We start from the raw sequence: 18,463 nt of genomic DNA, 5'->3' as shown, positions 1-18,463 counted from the left end.
CCGCGCCCGACAACTCAGACGGGCCACATCGACCAGATTCGACACCGCATAGGCTGTGGTGGTGAAAACCGACACCGCCGACGCGTTCGACCGGCGGCTCGTCCACGCGCTCCAGCTCGACGCGCGCGCCCCCTTCAGCCGCGTCGCCGACGTGCTGGGCGTGTCGGACCAGACCGTCGCGCGGCGCTACCGGCGGCTGCGCTCGGCGGACCTGCTGCGGGTGGTGGCGGTGCCGCCCGCCAACTTCTACGGCCACGGGCGCTGGATGCTGCGGCTGCGCTGCGCCCCCGGCGCGGCGGGCGCGATCGCCGCGGCGCTGGCCCGCAGGGACGACACCGCCTGGGTGCAGCTGGTGTCCGGCGGCACCGAGGTCCAGTGCATCGTCCGCGCGCGGGGGCCCGGCGAGGGCGAGCACCTGCTCCTGGAGCGCCTGCCCCGCACCGGACGGCTGGTGGACATCGCCGCCTACTCGCTCCTGCACACCTACTACGGGTCGCCCGGCCGCGTCCGGCTGCTCAACGCCCTCACCGAGCAGGAGGCGGACCGGCTCGGCCCGGGGCCGGAGGCGGCGACCGGCGCCGAGCCGGCCGACTGCGACGCCGACGACCTCCACCTGCTGAACGCCCTGGCCCGGGACGGTCGCGCCCCGCTGGCCGATCTCGCGGCGGCCACCGGCTGGTCGCAGTCGACCGTCCGGCGGCGGATGGAGGAGTTGCGGGCCGGCGGCGCGCTCCACTTCTACGTCGAGTTCGACACCGCCTACCTGGGCTACCGCACGGGCGCGCGGCTGTGGGCCTCGACCGCGCCCGCCGACCTGGAGGCCACCGGACGGGCGCTGGCCTCCCACCCCGAGATCGTGTTCGCCGCGGCCACCACCGGCCCCACCAACCTGGTCGCCACCATCGTCTGCGCGGACACCCACGACATGTACCGCTACCTCACCGAGCGCATCGCCGCGCTGCCCGCCATCACCCATGTGGAGACGACCTCGATCATCCAGACCCGCAAGCGCCTCGGCCGCCACCTGCCCTCCCCCTGAGGCCGGGCGCCTCACGCCGGGTCGATGTCGTGGGGACGCGTGGCGAGGACCACCAGGGCCCCGGCGACCGCCAGTGCGGCCAGGACGGTGCCGAACGTGGTGGCCCCGCGGGTGAGGCCGACGGCCTCGCTGAGGTAGCCGGTGGAGACGGGCAGCAGGCCGGCGGGCAGGTAGCCGCCCACGTTGAGCGCGGCGTTGGCCTCGGCCAGGCGCTCCGCCGGGACGTTGGAGTTGAGCAGCGACAACCCGCCGAGCTGCCCCATGCCCTGCCCCGCGCCCGCGAGCAGGGCGGCGGCGACCAGCACCGCGACCGACCCGGTGTGGACGGCGGCGACCAGGGCGCCCATGGCGGCGAGCGTCGCCCCGGCGCCGGTGAGCAGGATCGTGCGGCGGCGCAGCGACCGGACGGCGAACTGCACGGCGGTGGAGGTCAGGAACATCGCGAAGGCCATCGCGCCGGCGACGATCCGGTTGGTGGTGTCCAGCAGGCCCGACAGCAGCGAGGGGCCCAGGGACAGCACGAACGAGGTCGCGGTGATGCCGGGGGCGAACACGGCGATGCCCAGGATCAGGTGCCGCCGGTTGGCCGCGGGCACGCGCGGCAGGCGGACCCATGAGCCGGAGCCGGGCGCGGGCGGCCGGGGGAGAGGCATGCGGAGCACCGTCAGGACGGCGGTGGCCAGCAGGACGGCCTCGACGAGGAAGACGGTGACGGTCGGGCCCGGCACGGTCTCGGACAGGACGCCCGCCAGCAGCGGCCCGAGGCCCGCGCCGAGCACCATCGCGCACGAGGCCAGCAGGGCGGCCAGCGGTGTGCGCTCTGGGCCGGCGACGTCGGTGACCGCGGCCATGCCGGCCGACACCACGGCGCCCACGGCGATGCCGCTGAACAGCCGGGCGATGATCAGCGCGGGGACGCCGGGCGCGACGGCGAAGATCGCGCAGGCGGCGAGGGCCAGCCCGAGCGCCGGTACGAGGACGCGCCTGCGGCCGAGCCGGTCGGAGGCGACGCCGGAGACCAGCAGGGACCCCAGCAGCCCGGCGATGTAGGAGGCGAAGATCACCGTCAGCGTGCCCCGGGAGAAGCCGAGGTCGCGCTGCCACAGCACGTACAGCGGGGTCGCGGCGTTGGACAGCACGAACACGGCGGTGACCGGCCAGGCGGCCAGCCAGATCCAGGCGGTGGACCCCCGCTCGCGGGGCGCGGGGGAGGACAAGGGCAGCCGCGGTGACCGCGGCGACAGGGTCCGGCTCGTTGACATGCGTGTTCTCCCAGCACATCGACAGTACGACTTGAGTCGAATAGGTTCGAGTGCGTTCGAACATAGCACGTAGTACGATCGGAGTCGTACAGCAGTCGACATTGGGGGAGGGCCGCCGTGGCCGCGACCGTGACCGAGGTTCCCGCCGTCCGGGAACTGCCCGAGCCGGACGGCCTGCCCGAGCCGCTGCCCGAGCCCGCGGTCGACGACCTGCGGCTGGAGGCGGTGCTGGGCGTGCTGAGCGATCCGCTGCGGCTGGGGATCGTCCGCAAGCTGCTGGTGGAGCGCGAGCGCTTCGACCACACGTGCGGCTGGTTCGGCCTGGACCGGCCGAAGTCGTCGCTGACCCACCACTTCAAGGCGCTGCGCGAGGCCGGGGTGATCAGGCAGCGGCAGTACGGGCTGGAGCGCCGCAGCCACGTCCGCACCGCCGACCTCGACGCGCGCTTCCCCGGCCTGCTGGACCTCGTCGTGGCCTGGACGCCGCCCCCCGCCTGACGGCCGCGGCGGACGTCAGGCGGCGGACTCCGGCCACTCGGCCTTCAGCCGGACTCTGTCCTTACTTGTGGACGGTGATGCAGGGTTTCGCCGGGCCGGCGATCGTCCAGCTGTTGCACAGTTTGGCGTTGTGGCGGAACTTGCGCCCCTTGCCGCGCCAGGTGAGCTGTGCGGAGTGGTGTTTGTCGGCGCAGGACTTCTGGTTCGTGTGGAACCGTTTCCCGTCCACCCAGAACCGCCCCTCGCTGCACAGGTACTTGTAGGACTCCTGGGTGTGCTCGAAAGTGGTGGCCCAACTCTTGACGTACAGGCCCTTGCCGTTGACGTTGACGCACACCCTGCCGACCCAGGCGGTTTTCTCGCACTTCTTGGCGCTCTTGGTCTCCGCCCTGTCGGACAGGATGAGCGTGCCGGCCGGTTCGCCGGTCCGGGAGTCGAAGACCGTCATGGTCTGGGAGCCGGCCCGCCCGGCGGCGACGCCGAGGCGGGCGCCTCGGCCAGACCCAGGCCGCCCGCGGTGACCACGGCGGTCACGGCGAGGGCCGCGATAGGAGAACGCAAGCGCTTCCTCCGAATGTCCCTGAACTCGAATTCGAGATCGCCGACAATGGCGGCGGTCCGAGCCGCCCGCACGCGGCGGCTCGGACCTCCGGAGAAGAAGACTGCGAAGGCATCGCTTATGTGACATCCCAAACCCGTCGGCCACGATCGGGTTCGATGGCGCCGACCCCCTTACGGAGTGTCCGCCATGGGACGGCTGTCGACCGGAGCCTCGTCCCTCCCCTCGGACCGGTGGCGCCGCACCAGCGCGCACGACGCGGCGCCGATCACGATGACCGCGATGGGCAGCGCCAGCGTCGGCCGCAGCGCGTGGACGAACCCGTGCTCGAACGTCGCCGCCGCCACCCGCTGGACGTGGTGGACGAGGTCCGGTGACGTCCCCGGAGGGGTGTCCGGCGCCGCGCCCCGGCCGCCGCCGACCTCCAGACCGCCCTTGGCGGCGTGGTCGAACCCGGCCACGAACCGGCCGCGGAGGTCCGGTGGGAGACCGGCGGCCCGCGCGGACGCCTCGTCCCGGAGCGAGCCGGCGAGGCGGTTCTGCAGGATCGCGCCCACCGCCGCGCTCCCGGTGATCGTGCCGATCTGCCGGATCGTGTTCAGCACTCCGGACGCGGCCCCGGCCATCCTCGGCTGCACGTTGCGCAGCGCGACCGTGACCATCGGGCCGAACACGCAGCCGATCCCGAGCCCCGCCACGGCCAGGGGAGGCTGGAGCGCCTGCCAGGTGCGCCCGACGTCGGCGACCGCCGCCAGCCAGGCCATGCCGACCGCGAACAGGGCGAGGCCGGACATCAGGATGTACTTGCCGCCGAGCCGGTCCGACGCGCGTCCCGCGACCGGCGACACCAGCGCCGACAGCACCATGCCCGGCGCCATCACCAGACCCGCCTTCAGCGCGCTGAACCCGAGGACCGACTGCAAGTAGATCATCACCGGCAGGAACAGGCCGATCATCCCGACCTGGACCGCCGCCGACACCACGCTCATGACCGCGAAGTCGCGGTCGCGGAAGAGCGTGAACGGCAGCAGCGGCTCATCGTCCTGCCGGGTGCGCTGGTGCGCCAGGAACACCGCGAGCAGCAGCGCCGCCCCGGCCAGCAGCGCCCAGATCCCGGCGTTCCAGCCGTACCGCTGGCCCTCGGTCAGCCCGAAGGTCAGGCACAGCAGCGCCGCGGTCGCGAGCGCGACGCCCGGCACGTCCAGCCGGTGCGGCCTGCCGGGCCGGACGTCCGGGATCAGCGTGAGCGCCATCACCAGCACGGCCGCGCCGATCGGAACGTTGACGAAGAAGATCCAGCGCCACCCGGCGGCGCTGACCAGCAGCCCGCCGAGCGTCGGCCCGGCGATCGTCGCCACGCCCGCGACCGCGCCCCAGACGCCCAGCGCCGCGCCCCGGCGCTCGGCCGGGAACGTGGCGATGATGATCGTCATCGTCTGCGGCATCAGCGCCGCGGCGCCGAGGCCCTGCACGGCGCGGGCGGCGATGAGCTGGGCCGGGTCCTGCGCCAGGCCGCACAGGACGGAGGCCACCGTGAACAGCGCCACCCCGGCCACGAACATGGCGCGCGGCCCGCGCAGGTCGCCCAGCCGACCGGCGGTGATCAGCAGCGCGGCGAGCACGAGGATGTAGACGTTGATCACCCACAGCACCGCGTCGAGCGAGGCGTCCAGCTTGTCGATCATGCTGGGGATGGCGACGTTGACGGCCGTCAGGTCCAGCAGCGTCATGAAGAACCCCAGGCTGAGCGTCACCAGCACCGCCCAGGGGTCGCCGCGCCACCTGCTCATGCGTGTCCTCTCCTCGTTCCCGTCCGGGCCGGTGGGGGTCAGCCCTTGCCCGGCGCCTGGAGGCTCCATAGCCGCCCGTCGGGGTCGCGGACGGTCATCTCCTTCGTCCCGAAGTGGGTGTCCTCGAACGCCGTGACCACCTCGACCACCGGGTCGGGGCGGAACGCCTCGGCGTCCTCGACCCTCAGCGCGAGCTGGAGGCGGGGCTCCCGGTCCTCGGGGACCTCGGCGATGAAGACGTAGGGACCGTTCCCGTTGCGGAGCTGGCCGGAGCCGTGGCCGGTCTCGAACTCCAACTCGAAGCCCAGCGCCTGGAAGAACCTGGCCGCCTTGCCCCAGTTGTGGGTCTCCAGGAAGACGGCCTCGAAGCCTTGGGTGCTCATTGCTTGTCTCCTTGTTCCGACGATCGCCGACTCTGCCCGTGGGGGTCGCCGAGATAGGCGCGCAACGCCTCGGCGACCAGGGCCGACAGGGACAGGCCCGACTCGACCGAGTGATGTTTGACCTGCTTGATCAGCCCGATGGGCAGATACACGTTGAACTGCTTGACGTCCTCATCTCCCACGGACTTGATGCTAGCATCCTAGCTGACACGGATGCTAGCAACCTAGGAACGCCGAAGAGAGGGCGGTTCGGAGAAGGTCAGGCGGTGGGGTGCTCGGGCGAGGTCAGCGCCGTCCAGCCGTGTTCGAGCAGCGCGAACGCGCGGTCGAGGGCGGCGGACGGGTCGTCGCGGTCGGCGGCGAAGGCGGGGACCTCCAGCGCGAGGCGGGCGAGCGCGGCGCAGCCGTCGTCCTCGGGCGGGCGCCCGGCCTGCTCGGCTATCGCCCGCGCCAGCGCGTTCGCGTGCCGCAGCAGCATCCGGCGCGAATGCTCGCGCAGCTCGGGAGTCTCCTGGACGAGCCGCTGGAACCCGCCGAAGCGCGGGTCGCCGGCACGACCGGACGCGGCGAGGTGCGCGCGGAGCGCGTCCGGCACCGACCGGCCGGGGGAGCGGCCGGTGACGGCGGCGACCAGGGCGGCCTCGCGGTCGGCGTCCTCGTCGAAGACCAGGGCCTCCTTGCCGCCGGGAAAGTGCTTGAACAGCGTGCTCACCGACACGTCGGCCGCCTCGGCGATCTCGCGGACGCCCACCCCGTCGTAGCCGCGCTCCAGGAACAGCCGGAGCGCCGTGTCCGCGATCGAGCGGCGGGTGGCCGCCTTCTTGCGCTCGCGCCGGCCGGGCCGCGCCGAGGTCTCCGTCATGCGCTCACCCTAGCCCAAACTCGAAGCGGTTCGAAACTCGGAACTGTTTTACTTTCAGAACGATTCTACCTATGCTGGCGGAAGCGGCCCCCGGCACCGGCGGCCCCCGACCAAGGAGAAGGATCATGAACGCGAGCATCGCCGTCGTCGGCGCCGGCCCCGGCGGGCTGACCTGCGCACGCGTCCTCCAGGCCCACGGCATCGGCGTCACCGTCTATGACACCGACGCCTCCCGCGACGCGCGGAACCAGGGCGGCACCCTCGACATGCACACCGGCACCGGTCAGGCCGCCCTCGACGCGGCCGGGCTCCTGGAGCCGTTCCTGGCGCTCTCGCGGCCCGAGGGGCAGCGCATGCGGGTGCTCGACCGGGACGCGGCCGTCGGGTTCGACAAGGTGTTCGGCGGCAGCGGCGACGGCGCGCCCGAGATCGACCGGGGTCGGCTCCGCGCCCTTCTGCTGGACTCCCTGACGCCGGGCACCGTCCGGTGGGGTCGCGCCGTCACCCGCCTGGAGCCGCTGGGCGGGGGCGTCCACCGGGTCCACTTCGGTGACGGCTCACACGCCGACCACGACCTGGTCATCGGCGCGGACGGGGCGTGGTCCCGCGTCCGCGCCGTGCTGACCGGCGCCGTCCCCGGCTACAGCGGCGTCACCTTCGTCGAGGCCCGCTTCGACGACGTCGACACCCGGCACCGGGACATCGCGGCCCTCACCGGGGACGGCACCATGATGGCGCTGCACGACAACCGCGGCCTCATCGCGCAGCGCAACGGCGGCGGCCACATCCGCGTCTACATCGCCATGCGCGTCGCGCTCGACTGGCACGAGAGCGCCGGCGTCGACCTCGCCGACACCGGAGCCGTCCGCGCGGCGCTGCTGAAGGAGTTCCCCGGCTGGGACGCCTCGCTCCTCGCCCTCATCACCGGCAACGACGGCCCCTACACCAACCGGCCCATCCACGCGCTGCCCGTCCCGCACACGTGGGAGCACACCCCGGGCCTCACGCTCCTGGGCGACGCCGCGCACCTGATGTCGCCCTTCTCCGGCCAGGGCGCCAACCTCGCGATGCTGGACGGCGCCGACCTCGCCCGGGCCATCGCCGGCGCGGACGACCTCAACGATGCCGTCCGCGCCTACGAGAAGGTGATGCTGCCGCGCTCGGTCGAGGCGGCCGAGGGCGCGGCCGGGGCCATCGCCGACGCCATCGCCCCCGACGCCCCGGCCGGGGTCCTCGCCCACATGCGCGCGCACCACTGAGGCGACCCCGCACCGCATAGGATCATGTCCTGACCGAGGAACGAGGGGGTTCACGGTGGATCACTTGAACAGCGGGCTCGATCGCTTCGCCGGGCTCGTCCCGGGCGACCACGGCCTGTGCGTGGTCTCGACCCTGCGTCCGGACGGGACGATCCAGTCGTCGGTGGTGAACGCGGGGGTCCTCGCGCACCCGGTGACCGGGGCGCGGGTGGTCGGCCTGGTCGCGGTCGGCGGCGCCCGCAAGATCGACTACCTGCGCGCGCGGCCGCGCGCGAACGTGGTGGTCCGCTCCGGCTGGGAGTGGGCGTCCGCCGAGGGCCCGGTCGAACTCGCCGGCCCCGACGACCCGCTGCCCGGCGTGGACGCCGAGCGCCTCCGGGTGCTGCTGCGCGAGATCTTCACCGCCGCGGGCGGCACCCACGACGACTGGCCGACCTACGACCGGACGATGGCCGAGGAACGCCGCGTCGCGGTCCTGCTCACCCCCGACCGCGCGACCGGCAGCCCCGCCCGCTGAGCCGTCCACGCAGTGCGAGGCAGGAACGGGCCTGCCAGCCGTCCAGGCGGTGACCCGGCCGGAACCGGCGCGGCGGCGGCCTTCCTGGTCGCCGAGGGAGATCCATCACCTTTCGCTGGGGGAGCCGCATCTAGCGCCTCCGAAACAAAGGGGCTCCTAGCCCTTTGAGGAGTCCGTCGGGGGTGCGGAGAGGCGGCAGGCGCGGGCCACGCCGTCCAGCCAGTCCCGGGCGGCCGTTCGCTGCTCGGGGGTGAAGGCCGCCTCCAGATCGGCCTCGCGGCGGGCCACGGCGACGCGGGCCTCGGCCAGGCGCGTCCGGCCGGACTCGGTGATGTGGATCTTGTGTGAGCGGCGGTCGGACGGGTTCGGGCGGCGCTCGACCAGGCCCTGCGCCTCCAGGCCCGCGAGCATCTCGTTGGCGGCCTGGCGGGTGCTGGCCACCTGCCGGGCGATGTCGGCGACGGACATGCCCGGATGCGCCTGGGTCATGATCAGCGTCGCGTACTGCGGGGTCGACAGGCCGAAGGCCTTGAGCTCCTCGCCGATCGCCGCCCGCATGTTCAGCCAGACCGTGCGGACCTGGAACGCCAGCGTCCCGGTGTCGTGGCGATGGAAACCCAACGTTCGCCCCTTCGGAGATTGACAGGTTCCTGACGATCGGGCCATCATGCGTTTCGTCAGGTTCTTGACTATCTTAGCGAAGGTTCCCCATGACGAGTCCGCCCGCGTTGCCGGCGTCCAGGCAACGGATGATCCTCATCGTGCTGCTGTCGTCCTCGCTGCTGATCTGGCTGGACAACACGATCCTCTCGACCGCCTTCGAGACCCTCGCCGACCCCGAGCGGGGGATCGGCGCCAGCCCCGCCGAGCTGCAGTGGGTCACCGGCTCCTACACGCTGGTGTTCGCCACGCTGATGTTCACCGCGGGCGCGCTCGGCGACCGCTTCGGCCACCGCACCGTGCTCGCGACCGGGATCGCGATCTTCGGCGCCGCCTCGGTGTGGGCGGCCTACGCCGGCGGCGCGGGCGGGCTGATCGCCGCGCGCGCCGCGATGGGCGTGGGCGGCGCGCTGATCATGCCCGCGACCATGGCGATCATGATGTGGACGTTCAGCGGCGCCGCGCGGGCGACCGCGATCGGGCTGTTCTCCTCCTCGGCCGGGGTCGGGATCGCGGCCGGGCCGCTGCTGGCCGGGCTGCTGCTCGAACGGTTCTGGTGGGGCTCGGTCTTCCTGGTCAACGTGCCGGTGACGGTGCTGGCGCTGGCCGGGATCCTCACGCTCGTCCCGAACTTCCGCAGCCCCGAGCGGCGCCCGCTGGACCTGGCGGGGCTGGCGCTGTCGATCAGCGGCCTCGCCTTCCTGGCCTACGGGCTGATCCGCGCGGGGCAGGTGGCGTCCTGGACCCCGGTGGACGTGTGGGCGCCGATCCTCGTGGGGCTGGTCCTGCTGGCCGCCTTCGTGGTCGTCGAGCTGCGGGCCCGCCAGCCGGGATTCGACCCCCGGCTGCTGGCCGAGCGCGTGTTCGGCGGCGGCAACGCCGCGCTCGGCATGCTGATGTTCGCCATGACCGCCGCGGGCTTCTACGGCGCGTTCTACCTCCAGGGGGCGCGCGGCTTCTCGCCGCTGGAGGCGGGTCTCGCGATCTGCCCGGTGGCGGCGGGCCTGATGGTCGGCGCGCCGCTCGCGGTCCGGCTGGTGAGCCGCTACTCGCTGCGGCCGGTCGCCGTCCCGGCGCTGGCCGTCTCGGCGCTGGCGATGGGCTCGGCCGCCCTCTTCGGGCTGCACACCCCGCTGGTCTGGATCGAGCTGGTGTTCCTGGTGCAGGGGCTCGCGATCGGGATGGTGATCGGCCCGGTGACGACGGAGCTGATGAGCACGCTGCCGTTGGAGCGTGCCGGCGCAGGGTCGGCGGTCACCAACACCGTCCGGCAGACCGGCAGCGTGCTCGGCATCGCGGCCGGCGGCACGATCATGTCGATCGCCTACAGGGGCGCGATCGAACCGTCGTTGCGCGACGTGCCGGGCACGGCGGGGGAGCAGGCGCGGGTCTCGGCCGAGCAGGCGCGGCACGTCGCGGCCGCGATCGACCGTCCCGACCTGGTGGGCGAGGCCAATGACGCGTTCATCCACGCCATGCACGTCGGCTCGGGCTGGACGATGCTGATCGCGTTCTCGGGGGTGGCCCTGCTGATGGTCGCCCTGCGTCCCGTCCGCCGGACCGTGCGGCCGGACGCGGCCGACGTCGGGGAGACGGCCGCGCCCGTGACGACGCCCGCCGGAGGGTGAGCGCGGGCCGTCCGGGGCCGGTCCGCGCCGGCCCCGGGCGGTCGGGTCACCAGCTCGCGGGCTTGCCCGGCGTGTGGATCCACACCTCGAAGAGCCGGTCGAGGTCCTGGCCGGAGATCTTCTCGGCGAGCGCCTCGAACTCCTCGGTGGTGGCGTCGCCGTACCTGTGGTCGGCGAGCCAGGTGCGGACCAGCCGCAGGAACGGCTCGTCGCCGATCCGCTCGCGGAGCGCCTGGAGGGCCATCCCGCCGCGGAAGTAGACCGCGCGGTGGAACATCTGGTCGCGGGAGGGGTCGGCCACCGTGATGTCCCAGAAGGCGGGCCGTCCCGGCGGGATGGGCGGCGGGTTGTCGTAGTCGCGCTTGAACACGTCGTGGGCGGACGGCCCGCCGTGCCGCTCGGCCCAGTACCGCTCCGTCCAGAGCGCGAAGCCCTCGTTCAGCCAGACGTCCTTCCAGCGGGCGGCGCTGACGCTGTTGCCGAACCACTGGTGGCTGATCTCGTGCACGACGCCCTTCTCCACGGGCTGCTTCTGGTAGGTGGGCCGGGTCTGGGTCTCCAGCGCGTTGTCGACGTTGAGCGGCGGGACGGCGTTGTTCTCGATGATGGAGCCGGTGGAGGTGAACGGGTAGGCGCCGAAGTAGCCCGCCAGCTCGTCGGTCGCCCGCGTGGTGCGGGCGGGGGTGGCGAGCGAGTCGGGGTCGTCGGCGACCTCCGGGTCGACGGCGTCGAGCTGCGGGATCCCTGTGCGGGTGGTGGTCGTGGACACGTTGAACCGTCCGATCGAGGCCGTCGCCAGGTACGTCGCCATCGGCCGGTCCTCCCGCCACACGAAGGTGTCCTCGCCGCGGGCGCTCCACCGCTTGACCAGGTGCCCGTTGCCGATCACCTGGAGGCCGCGCGGCACGGTCGTCTCGGTCGTGAAGTAGGCCTTGTCGCGCGGGTTGTCGTTGGAGGGGAACCAGGTGGAGGCGGCGTCGGGCTCGCCCACGATCGTGGCGCCGTCCCTGGTGTGCAGGAACCCGTAAGGCAGGTCGAACACCACCGAACCGCCGAGCGTCACCGGGACGCCGTCGTAGCGGACGACCACCGTGAACGTGCGGCGCTCGCGCAGCCCCCGGCGCGGCGTGATCTCCAGCTCGCGCTCGCCGGTGCGCGCGAACGAGGCGGCGGCGCCGTCCACCCGCACCGACCGCACGTTCAGCTTGTACAGGTCGAGGTTGAAGCGCGACAGGTTCCGGGTGGCGACGGCCGTGATCGTGGTCGTGCCGGTCAGATGGTCGGTGTCCGGGTCGTAGCCGGTCTTGAGGTGGTAGCGCTGGACGTCGTAGCCGCCGTTGCCGAGGTCGGGGAAGTAGGGGTCGCCGAGCCCCGGGGCGCCGGGTTCGAAGCGGAGGTCGGCGGACGCGGCGGGCGCGAGCGGCCCGAGCGCCGCGGCGCCGGCCGCCGCGGCCGCGGCGACCGCGAGCGGGAGCCGGTGGGTGAACCTGGGAACCGCCATCGGGTGTCCTTCCCGGTCGGGTGGAACGATCTCTGCCGAACTGCTCAAACAAGATCATTACCGTCCCGGTGGCGAATGTCGATCATGGTTGGAGAACGATCGACGTGAGCCGGGGCCCGCGCGGCGAGGTGCCGGTGGGGCCACAGGTGGAGGCCGGCGCCGACCATGCCCACCGCCATGACGCCCAGCAGGAGGCGGTGGTCCACGGCGGCGATGAGCGCGGCGCCGATCATGATGGAGATCGTCTGAGGCCCGCTGGTGAAGGTCTCGGCGGCGGTGGAGACGCGGCCGAGCAGGGACGCGGGGGTCCGGCGCTGGAGGAGCGTGACGAAGGCGACCATGCCGACGGCGAAGCCCGCGCCGGCGACGACCCGTCCCGCGAGGACGGCGGGGAGCGCGGCGACCGCGCACAGGGCCGTGCCCGCCCCGAAGGCGCACAGGCCGACCGCGAGCGCCCCCATCTCGCCCACCCGCCGGACGGCCCGCGCGGACGCCAGCCCTCCGGCGACCGAGCCGACCCCCTGGGCGCAGGCCAGCACGCCGAGGAACTCGGGCGGGCGGTGCAGCCCCCGCTCGACGATCGCGAAGGACACCGACTCGCCCAGGCCGAGGACGAGCCAGGCGATCGCGGACGCGGTCATCGTGCGCCGCAGGGCCGGGTCGTCCACCAGGTGCCTGACCCCGGCCGACAGCTCACCCCGCCAGGACGGGCCCCCTCGCCGGACCTCGAAGCGCGGCGGACGGATCGCCGCGATGCTCCCGGCCGCGACGAGGAAGGTCACGGCGTCGACCAGCGCGACCGCCGCGCCGCCCAGGACCGCGAACAGCGCCGCGCCGGTCAGCGGGCCCGCCACCCGCAGCCCCTCCTTGATCCCTTGCAGCGTCCCGTTGACGGCGACGAGCATGTCGTCGTCCAGGAGCTCCTTGAGCAGACCGTTGAGCGCGGCGGCGGTGGCGACGAACAGCGTCCCGTAGAGCGCGGCGACCACGTAGATGATCCAGACGTCGCTCCGGTCGCGGACGGCCAGGAGGGGGAGCAGGACCACCGCCGCCACCAGGTTGGCGTGGACGAGGAAGCGCCGCTTGGACACCCGGTCGAGCAGCCAGCCGCCCAGGGGCGCCAGCGCGGACGGGCCCGCCAGGCACGGCATCACCATCGCGGCCGAGGCGGTGGAGCCGGTGAGGCTCTTGACCCACACCGCGAAGGTCAGCAGCATCACCGAGTCGCCCGCCATCCCGGTGGTGAGGCCGACGGTCAGCAGCCGCAGCTCGCGGTCACGCCACAGCGCCCCCGGCACCGGCCCTCACCGCGCGGGGTCGGTGGGGACGGCCGAGGTGAACACCGAGACCCGGCGGCTGCCCGGCGGGCGCCTGGACGGGTCGTCCCGGCGTTCGCGGTGGCGCAGCCTGATCTCGGTGAGCGCCGCGTTGATCTCGGCGAGCTCGGTGGCGGTGACCCAGACCGTGCTCTCGGAGAAGCCCGCCGCGTCCTGCCAGACGGCCGGGTCGGTGCGCCGCCACGCCTGCCAGGCGCGGATCAGGTCGAACTCCTGCTCCATGAACACCGCGCTGAGGGCGTCGCTGGCGGCGGCGACGGGGGCGGGCTCGTCGCTGCCGCCCCATTCCAGCGACCGTCCGGAGGGCCGCCAGGGGCGCTGGCGGCCCTGGCCCTCGCCGGTCTCCTCGGCGAAGCCGTGCTTGCCGAGCTGCCGCAGGTGCCAGGAGCAGTTGGCCGGGCTCTCATCGACGTGCTCGGCCATCTCGGTGGCGGTCGCCGACCCCAGCTCGTAGAGGGCCTGCAAGATCCGCAGCCGGGTCGGATGGGCCAGGACGCGCAGCTCCTGCGGGTCGGTCAGCTTCCTGCGGTCGTTCCCAGGTTCGTCGCTCACACCTGGAGGTTAGCGCTCGAAAGAGTCTTTCGAAAGAGTCTTTCCATAGTGAACGCGCAGGTCTCGAATGAGATGGGAGGGGGGATTGTGGATCCCTGTGCCCGGTGCGCCGATCCTTTGTCGATTCGTGCCAAGATTCGTGGTCGCCCTGGGTGGTTCGGTGTTCAACCTGCGGTGGTTGCCCAGGCGGGCGCGGAGGTTGCGCGCGGGGGCTTGCCGGGCGCGGAGCCGCTGGTTAACGTGCTCTCAAATTTATAGGAAACCTTACTGTTGATTACGCGCCTGACTCGGGGTTCGGGGGAATTCCGCCATGTTTCCCTACCGTGCCGTTGGAGTGAGTCTTGCGTCCGCGCACCATCCTCAGCATCTTCGCCGCCCTCCTGATCGTCGTCCTCGTCCCGCTCACCGCCCGCGCCGAGGCGCCGAGCGCGACGTTCTCCAAGCCGTCCGACTGGGGGGCGGGCTGGGAGGGCAGGTACACCCTCACCAACGGGTCCGGCTCGGCCGTCGACGGATGGACGGTCGAGTTCGACCTTCCGTCCGGGTCCGCCGTCGGGGCCTACTGGGACGCCCTCATGACCAAGGACGGGGCGTCCCACTACGTCTTCCGCAACCGCGAGTACAACGGCGCGATCGCGCCGGGCAAGTCGGTGGTCTTCGGATTCACCGGGACGGGCTCCGGGAGCCCCGAGAACTGCAAGTTCAACGGCCAGCCCTGCACCGGGGGGTCCAATGAGCCGGGCGGCCTCGGTGCCCCCGCCTCGGTCAGCGTCAGCGGACGCACCGACACCGGGCTCACCCTGACCTGGAAGGCCGGCAGCGGAACGCCGACCGGCTACCGCGTCTACGAGGGCTCGGAGGTGAAGGCCACCGTCACCGGCACGACCGCCACGCTGAACGGCCTGGAGAAGTGCTCCACGCACAGCTACACCGTCAAGGCCTACGACGAGAAGGGCGAGTCGCCGGCGAGCGCCGCCACCACCGGGACGACGACCGGCTGCGCGACCGCGGCGCTGCCCAAGCACATCCTGACCGGGTACTGGCACGACTTCGTGAACTCCGCGAGGCCGCTGAAGCTCTCCCAGGTGCCTGACGAGTACGACGTCATCGCGGTCGCCTTCGGCGAGTCGACGAGCAACTTCGGAGAGGTCAGCTTCAAGGTCGACCCGGGCCTCGCCGGCAAGGTCGGCGGCTACACCGACGAGCAGTTCAAGGCGGACGTGAAGGCGCTCCAGGCCAAGGGCAAGAAGGTCATCCTGTCGGTCGGCGGTGAGAAGGGCGCGGTCTGGGTCGGCAACTCCAGCGCCGCGACGCTGTTCACGAACTCCGTCTCCAAGCTGATGGACGAGTGGGGCTTCGACGGTGTCGACATCGACATGGAGAACGGCATCAGCCCGCAGTACATGGGGCAGGCGCTGCGGGCGCTGCGCGCCAAGGCCGGCAGCAACCTGATCATCATGATGGCGCCGCAGACGGTCGACATGCAGTCCACCGGCGCGGCGTACTTCCAGCTCGCGCTGAACATCAAGGACATCCTCACCGTCGTCAACATGCAGTACTACAACTCCGGCACCATGCTCGGCTGCGACCAGGGCGTCTACAGCCAGGGCACGGTCGACTTCATGACCGCGCTGGCGTGCATCCAGCTCCAGGGCGGGCTGCGCGCCGACCAGGTCGGCCTCGGGCTGCCGGCCGGTCCGGGCGCGGCGGGCGGCGGCGTCGTCCAGCCGGGGCTGGTCAACAACGCGCTGGACTGCCTGGCCAAGGGCACCGGCTGCGGCAAGTTCAAGCCGTCGAGCACCTACCCCGACATCCGCGGCGCGATGACCTGGTCCATCAACTGGGACGTCACCAACGGCGGCGGATTCGCCAGGACCGTCGGTTCGCACCTGAAGACGCTGCCGTAGAGGGGCCGACATGAGGAAGATCTGGGTCCTGGCGGTCATGCTCGCCGGGCTGCTGGTGGCGGCGGGTCCCGCGCACGCCGAGAACGTCCTGTCCAACGCCGGGTTCGAGAGCGGCTCGCTGAGCGGCTGGACGTGCTCGGGCGGCGGGTCGGCGGTGACCACGCCGGTGCGGACGGGCAAGTACGCGCTGGCCGGCGGGGTCAGCGCCGGCGACAACGGCCAGTGCACGCAGACGGTGGGCGTCCAGCCCGGCACCGCCTACACGCTGAGCGCCTGGGTACGCGGCAACTACGTGTACCTGGGCGTGACGGGCGGCGCGTCCACCTGGACGCCGTCGGCCTCGGACTACACGAAGCTGACGCTGACCTTCACCACGGCGGCCGACCAGAAGTCGGCGCAGATCTTCCTGCACGGGTGGTTCGGCGCCGGAACGTACCACGCGGACGACGTCGTGCTGGACGGTCCCGGCAGCCCCCAGCCGGGGACGCCGGGCCGTCCGGACACCCCGCGGCTCGGATCGGTCACCGACGACTCGATCGCGCTGTCGTGGAGCGCCGCGCCGGGGACCGTCACCGGTTACCGCGTCTACGAGGGCTCGGAGGTGAAGGCGACCGTCACCGGCACGTCCGCCACGGTCGGCGGGCTGGCCAAGTGCACCACGCACGCGCTCACCGTCGCGGCCTACAACGAGGTGGGGGAGTCGGCCAAGTCCGACCCCGTCACCGGGACGACCGGCGGCTGCGTGGACACCGGCCTGCCCAAGCACGCGCTCATCGGGTACCTGCACGCGAGCTTCGCCAACGGGTCGGGCTACATGAAGATGGCCGACGTCCCGGACGCCTGGGACATCATCAACCTCTCCTTCGGCGAGCCCACCTCGGTGACCTCCGGCGACATCCGCTTCAACCGCTGCCCGGCGAGCGAGTGCCCGAGCGTGGAGAGCGACGCCGAGTTCATCGCGGCGATCCGCGCCAAGCAGGCCAAGGGCAAGAAGGTGCTGATCTCGATCGGCGGCCAGAACGGGCAGGTGCAGCTCACCACGGCGGCCGCGCGGGACACCTTCGTCCGGTCGGTGTCGGAGATCATCGACAGGTACGGGCTGGACGGCCTGGACGTCGACTTCGAGGGCCACTCGCTCTACCTGAACTCCGGTGACACCGACTTCCGCAACCCGAAGACCCCGGTGATCGTCAACCTGATCTCGGCGCTGAAGTCGCTGAAGGCCAAGTACGGCGAGAAGTTCGTGCTGACGATGGCGCCGGAGACCTTCTTCGTGCAGGTCGGCCACCAGTTCTACGGCGGATCGGGCGGCGGTGACGGCCGCACCGGGTCCTACCTGCCGGTGATCCACGCGATGCGGGACGCGCTGACCGTGCTGCACGTCCAGGACTACAACTCCGGCCCGGTGATGGGGCTGGACGGCCAGTACCACACGATGGGCGGCGCCGAGTTCCACATCGCGATGACCGACATGGTGAAGGCCGGGTTCACGGTCGCGAACACCGGCCAGACGTTCCCGGGGCTGCGCCCCGAGCAGATCGGGTTCGGGACCCCGGCCGCCGTCCCCGCGGGCAACGGCCACACCTCGCCGGCGCAGGTGCAGCAGGCGTTCACCTGCCTGGCCAAGGGCACCGGATGCGGCTCCTACACGCTGCGCGGCGGGCCGTCGCCGGCGCTGCGCGGGCTGATGACCTGGTCGATCAACTGGGACCGCTACTTCAACTGGGAGTTCATGAACGCCCACGAGCCGTTCCTCAACGCGCTTCCGTGAGAGCTCCGGCCCGCGCGCCGGAGTCCCCACCCCAACCGGAAGGAAGAAGATGAGATCCACCCGAGCGAAGGTCGCCGTCGCGGCGGCCGCGGTCCCGGCGGCGTCGGCGGTCGCCGTGCTGGCGCCCGCGGCCCCCGCCAGCGCGCACGGCACGATGTCGGACCCGCCGAGCCGCGTGTACGTCTGCAAGGACGAGGGCCCCGAGTACCCGAAGTCGGACGCCTGCAAGGCGGCCGTCGCGGTCGCCGGCACCCAGGCGTTCTACGACTGGAACGAGGTGTCGCTGCTGGACGCCGCCGGGCGGCACCGGCAGATCATCCCGGACGGGCAGCTGTGCAGCGCCGGGCGCGCCAAGTACCGGGGGCTGGACCTCCAGCGCACCGACTGGCCCGCCAAGCGCATCACCTCCGGCCCGCTGACGATCACCTACCACGCGACCGCGCCGCACGCGGCCAGCAACTTCGAGTACTACATCACCCGCGAGGGCTGGGACCCCTCGCAGCCGCTGCGCTGGGCCGACCTGGTCCACCTGCAGACCTTCAACAGGCAGAACCCGACCACGTTCACCAAGTGGACGCTGAACATCCCGCCGCGCACCGGCCGGCACCTGATCTACTCGATCTGGCAGCGGGTCATGGGCAGCAACGAGGCGTTCTACACCTGCTCGGACGTGGACTTCGGCGGCTCCAACGGCCCGACGACGCCCCCCACCACACCGCCGACGAACCCGCCGACCAACCCGCCGACGACGCCGCCCACCACGCCGCCCACCACGCCGCCCGAGAGCGGCACGTGGGCCGCCGGGACGGCCTACAAGACCGGCGACAAGGTCACCTACAACGGGGCGACCTACGAGTGCGTCCAGCCGCACACGGCGATCGCCGGGTGGGAGCCCGCGACGACCTCCGCCCTCTGGCGGACGGCCTGAGCGCGGCGCC

At 72.4% G+C, this 18,463-nt stretch carries 18 protein-coding genes; 8 read left to right on the top strand and 10 right to left on the bottom strand.

Annotated elements, in window-relative coordinates; translation table 11 throughout:
• The first annotated feature begins 61 nt into the window (after positions 1-61).
• Positions 62-1,039, top strand: a complete 978-nt coding sequence (locus tag KLI87_RS28225) for an Lrp/AsnC family transcriptional regulator (protein ID WP_214619360.1) — start codon at positions 62-64, stop codon at positions 1,037-1,039.
• 11 nt (positions 1,040-1,050) lie between these two features.
• Here KLI87_RS28225 and KLI87_RS28220 read toward each other — a convergent pair whose 3' ends face one another.
• Positions 1,051-2,301, bottom strand: a complete 1,251-nt coding sequence (locus tag KLI87_RS28220; protein WP_214619359.1) for an MFS transporter — start codon at positions 2,299-2,301, stop codon at positions 1,051-1,053.
• A 117-nt stretch (positions 2,302-2,418) separates the two neighbouring features.
• On the opposite strand from KLI87_RS28220, the gene KLI87_RS28215 reads away from it, so the two are divergent.
• The gene (locus tag KLI87_RS28215) at positions 2,419-2,799 is read left to right on the top strand and encodes an ArsR family transcriptional regulator (protein ID WP_308166252.1); all 381 of its coding nucleotides are present in this window, start codon (positions 2,419-2,421) and stop codon (positions 2,797-2,799) included.
• 61 nt (positions 2,800-2,860) lie between these two features.
• Here KLI87_RS28215 and KLI87_RS28210 read toward each other — a convergent pair whose 3' ends face one another.
• The 5 genes from KLI87_RS28210 to KLI87_RS28190 form a co-directional block, all read right to left on the bottom strand.
• Positions 2,861-3,247 carry a hypothetical protein gene (locus tag KLI87_RS28210; protein ID WP_214619358.1) on the bottom strand — a complete coding sequence of 129 codons (387 nt, stop codon included), beginning with the start codon at positions 3,245-3,247 and terminating at the stop codon, positions 2,861-2,863.
• A 284-nt stretch (positions 3,248-3,531) separates the two neighbouring features.
• On the bottom strand, positions 3,532-5,148 hold the full coding sequence (locus tag KLI87_RS28205) for an MFS transporter (RefSeq protein ID WP_214619357.1): 1,617 nt from the start codon (positions 5,146-5,148) through the stop codon (positions 3,532-3,534).
• Positions 5,149-5,186: 38 nt separating this feature from the next.
• Positions 5,187-5,531, bottom strand: coding sequence for a VOC family protein (locus KLI87_RS28200; RefSeq protein ID WP_156216538.1), 345 nt, complete (start codon positions 5,529-5,531; stop codon positions 5,187-5,189).
• On the bottom strand, positions 5,528-5,713 hold the full coding sequence (locus KLI87_RS28195) for a CopG family transcriptional regulator (RefSeq protein ID WP_214619356.1): 186 nt from the start codon (positions 5,711-5,713) through the stop codon (positions 5,528-5,530). Before KLI87_RS28195 ends, KLI87_RS28200 begins: the two co-directional genes overlap by 4 nt.
• Before the next feature lie 77 nt (positions 5,714-5,790).
• The gene (locus tag KLI87_RS28190) at positions 5,791-6,393 is read right to left on the bottom strand and encodes a TetR/AcrR family transcriptional regulator (protein WP_214619355.1); all 603 of its coding nucleotides are present in this window, start codon (positions 6,391-6,393) and stop codon (positions 5,791-5,793) included.
• 125 nt (positions 6,394-6,518) lie between these two features.
• Here KLI87_RS28190 and KLI87_RS28185 point away from each other — a divergent pair, with 125 nt between their 5' ends.
• Together KLI87_RS28185 and KLI87_RS28180 are read left to right on the top strand one after the other, a co-directional pair.
• Positions 6,519-7,652, top strand: a complete 1,134-nt coding sequence (locus KLI87_RS28185; protein WP_214619354.1) for an NAD(P)/FAD-dependent oxidoreductase — start codon at positions 6,519-6,521, stop codon at positions 7,650-7,652.
• A 55-nt stretch (positions 7,653-7,707) separates the two neighbouring features.
• A complete protein-coding gene (locus KLI87_RS28180; RefSeq protein ID WP_308166251.1) occupies positions 7,708-8,169 on the top strand; it encodes a pyridoxamine 5'-phosphate oxidase in 462 nt (153 codons plus the stop codon).
• A 156-nt stretch (positions 8,170-8,325) separates the two neighbouring features.
• On the opposite strand, the gene KLI87_RS28175 is transcribed toward KLI87_RS28180, so the two are convergent.
• Positions 8,326-8,790: a MarR family winged helix-turn-helix transcriptional regulator gene (locus tag KLI87_RS28175; RefSeq protein ID WP_214619353.1), complete on the bottom strand. Its 465-nt coding sequence runs from the start codon at positions 8,788-8,790 to the stop codon at positions 8,326-8,328.
• A gap of 89 nt (positions 8,791-8,879) precedes the next feature.
• Here KLI87_RS28175 and KLI87_RS28170 point away from each other — a divergent pair, with 89 nt between their 5' ends.
• Positions 8,880-10,457 (top strand): MFS transporter, encoded by a 1,578-nt coding sequence (locus KLI87_RS28170; protein WP_214619352.1) that lies wholly within the window; start codon positions 8,880-8,882, stop codon positions 10,455-10,457.
• A 46-nt stretch (positions 10,458-10,503) separates the two neighbouring features.
• On the opposite strand, the gene KLI87_RS28165 is transcribed toward KLI87_RS28170, so the two are convergent.
• Genes KLI87_RS28165 through KLI87_RS28155 form a run of 3 tightly spaced genes read right to left on the bottom strand, consistent with a single transcriptional unit; the run spans position 10,504 to position 13,847 of the window.
• Positions 10,504-11,958: a M1 family metallopeptidase gene (locus KLI87_RS28165; RefSeq protein ID WP_156216544.1), complete on the bottom strand. Its 1,455-nt coding sequence runs from the start codon at positions 11,956-11,958 to the stop codon at positions 10,504-10,506.
• Between the two features lie 44 nt (positions 11,959-12,002).
• A complete protein-coding gene (locus KLI87_RS28160) occupies positions 12,003-13,256 on the bottom strand; it encodes an MFS transporter (RefSeq protein ID WP_214619351.1) in 1,254 nt (417 codons plus the stop codon).
• A 6-nt stretch (positions 13,257-13,262) separates the two neighbouring features.
• On the bottom strand, positions 13,263-13,847 hold the full coding sequence (locus KLI87_RS28155; protein WP_214619350.1) for a helix-turn-helix domain-containing protein: 585 nt from the start codon (positions 13,845-13,847) through the stop codon (positions 13,263-13,265).
• A 341-nt stretch (positions 13,848-14,188) separates the two neighbouring features.
• Here KLI87_RS28155 and KLI87_RS28150 point away from each other — a divergent pair, with 341 nt between their 5' ends.
• From KLI87_RS28150 to KLI87_RS28140, 3 genes are read left to right on the top strand one after another with little or no spacing between them, the layout of a single operon-like run.
• Positions 14,189-15,754 carry a chitinase gene (locus KLI87_RS28150; protein ID WP_156216551.1) on the top strand — a complete coding sequence of 522 codons (1,566 nt, stop codon included), beginning with the start codon at positions 14,189-14,191 and terminating at the stop codon, positions 15,752-15,754.
• 10 nt (positions 15,755-15,764) lie between these two features.
• Entirely contained in the window at positions 15,765-17,525 is a 1,761-nt protein-coding gene (locus KLI87_RS28145) for a chitinase (protein ID WP_214619349.1), read from the top strand.
• A gap of 49 nt (positions 17,526-17,574) precedes the next feature.
• Positions 17,575-18,453: a lytic polysaccharide monooxygenase gene (locus tag KLI87_RS28140; protein ID WP_156216555.1), complete on the top strand. Its 879-nt coding sequence runs from the start codon at positions 17,575-17,577 to the stop codon at positions 18,451-18,453.
• The last annotated feature ends 10 nt before the right edge of the window (positions 18,454-18,463 follow it).

The sequence above is a fragment of the Actinomadura sp. NEAU-AAG7 genome (assembly GCF_018603865.1).
Lineage (GTDB): Bacteria > Actinomycetota > Actinomycetes > Streptosporangiales > Streptosporangiaceae > Spirillospora > Spirillospora litoris.
This window is presented reverse-complemented; position numbering and strand designations above follow the sequence as displayed.

What these genes read in the sequence shown, in the direction of transcription:
- KLI87_RS28185 (WP_214619354.1), top strand. Translation starts at nt 6,519, where the DNA reads ATGAACGCGAGCATCGCCGTCGTCGGCGCCGGCCCCGGCGGGCTGACC.
- KLI87_RS28220 (WP_214619359.1), bottom strand. Translation starts at nt 2,301, where the DNA reads ATGTCAACGAGCCGGACCCTGTCGCCGCGGTCACCGCGGCTGCCCTTG.
- KLI87_RS28170 (WP_214619352.1), top strand. Translation starts at nt 8,880, where the DNA reads ATGACGAGTCCGCCCGCGTTGCCGGCGTCCAGGCAACGGATGATCCTC.
- KLI87_RS28205 (WP_214619357.1), bottom strand. Translation starts at nt 5,148, where the DNA reads ATGAGCAGGTGGCGCGGCGACCCCTGGGCGGTGCTGGTGACGCTCAGC.
- KLI87_RS28200 (WP_156216538.1), bottom strand. Translation starts at nt 5,531, where the DNA reads ATGAGCACCCAAGGCTTCGAGGCCGTCTTCCTGGAGACCCACAACTGG.
- KLI87_RS28140 (WP_156216555.1), top strand. Translation starts at nt 17,575, where the DNA reads ATGAGATCCACCCGAGCGAAGGTCGCCGTCGCGGCGGCCGCGGTCCCG.
- KLI87_RS28165 (WP_156216544.1), bottom strand. Translation starts at nt 11,958, where the DNA reads ATGGCGGTTCCCAGGTTCACCCACCGGCTCCCGCTCGCGGTCGCCGCG.
- KLI87_RS28190 (WP_214619355.1), bottom strand. Translation starts at nt 6,393, where the DNA reads ATGACGGAGACCTCGGCGCGGCCCGGCCGGCGCGAGCGCAAGAAGGCG.
- KLI87_RS28210 (WP_214619358.1), bottom strand. Translation starts at nt 3,247, where the DNA reads ATGACGGTCTTCGACTCCCGGACCGGCGAACCGGCCGGCACGCTCATC.
- KLI87_RS28145 (WP_214619349.1), top strand. Translation starts at nt 15,765, where the DNA reads ATGAGGAAGATCTGGGTCCTGGCGGTCATGCTCGCCGGGCTGCTGGTG.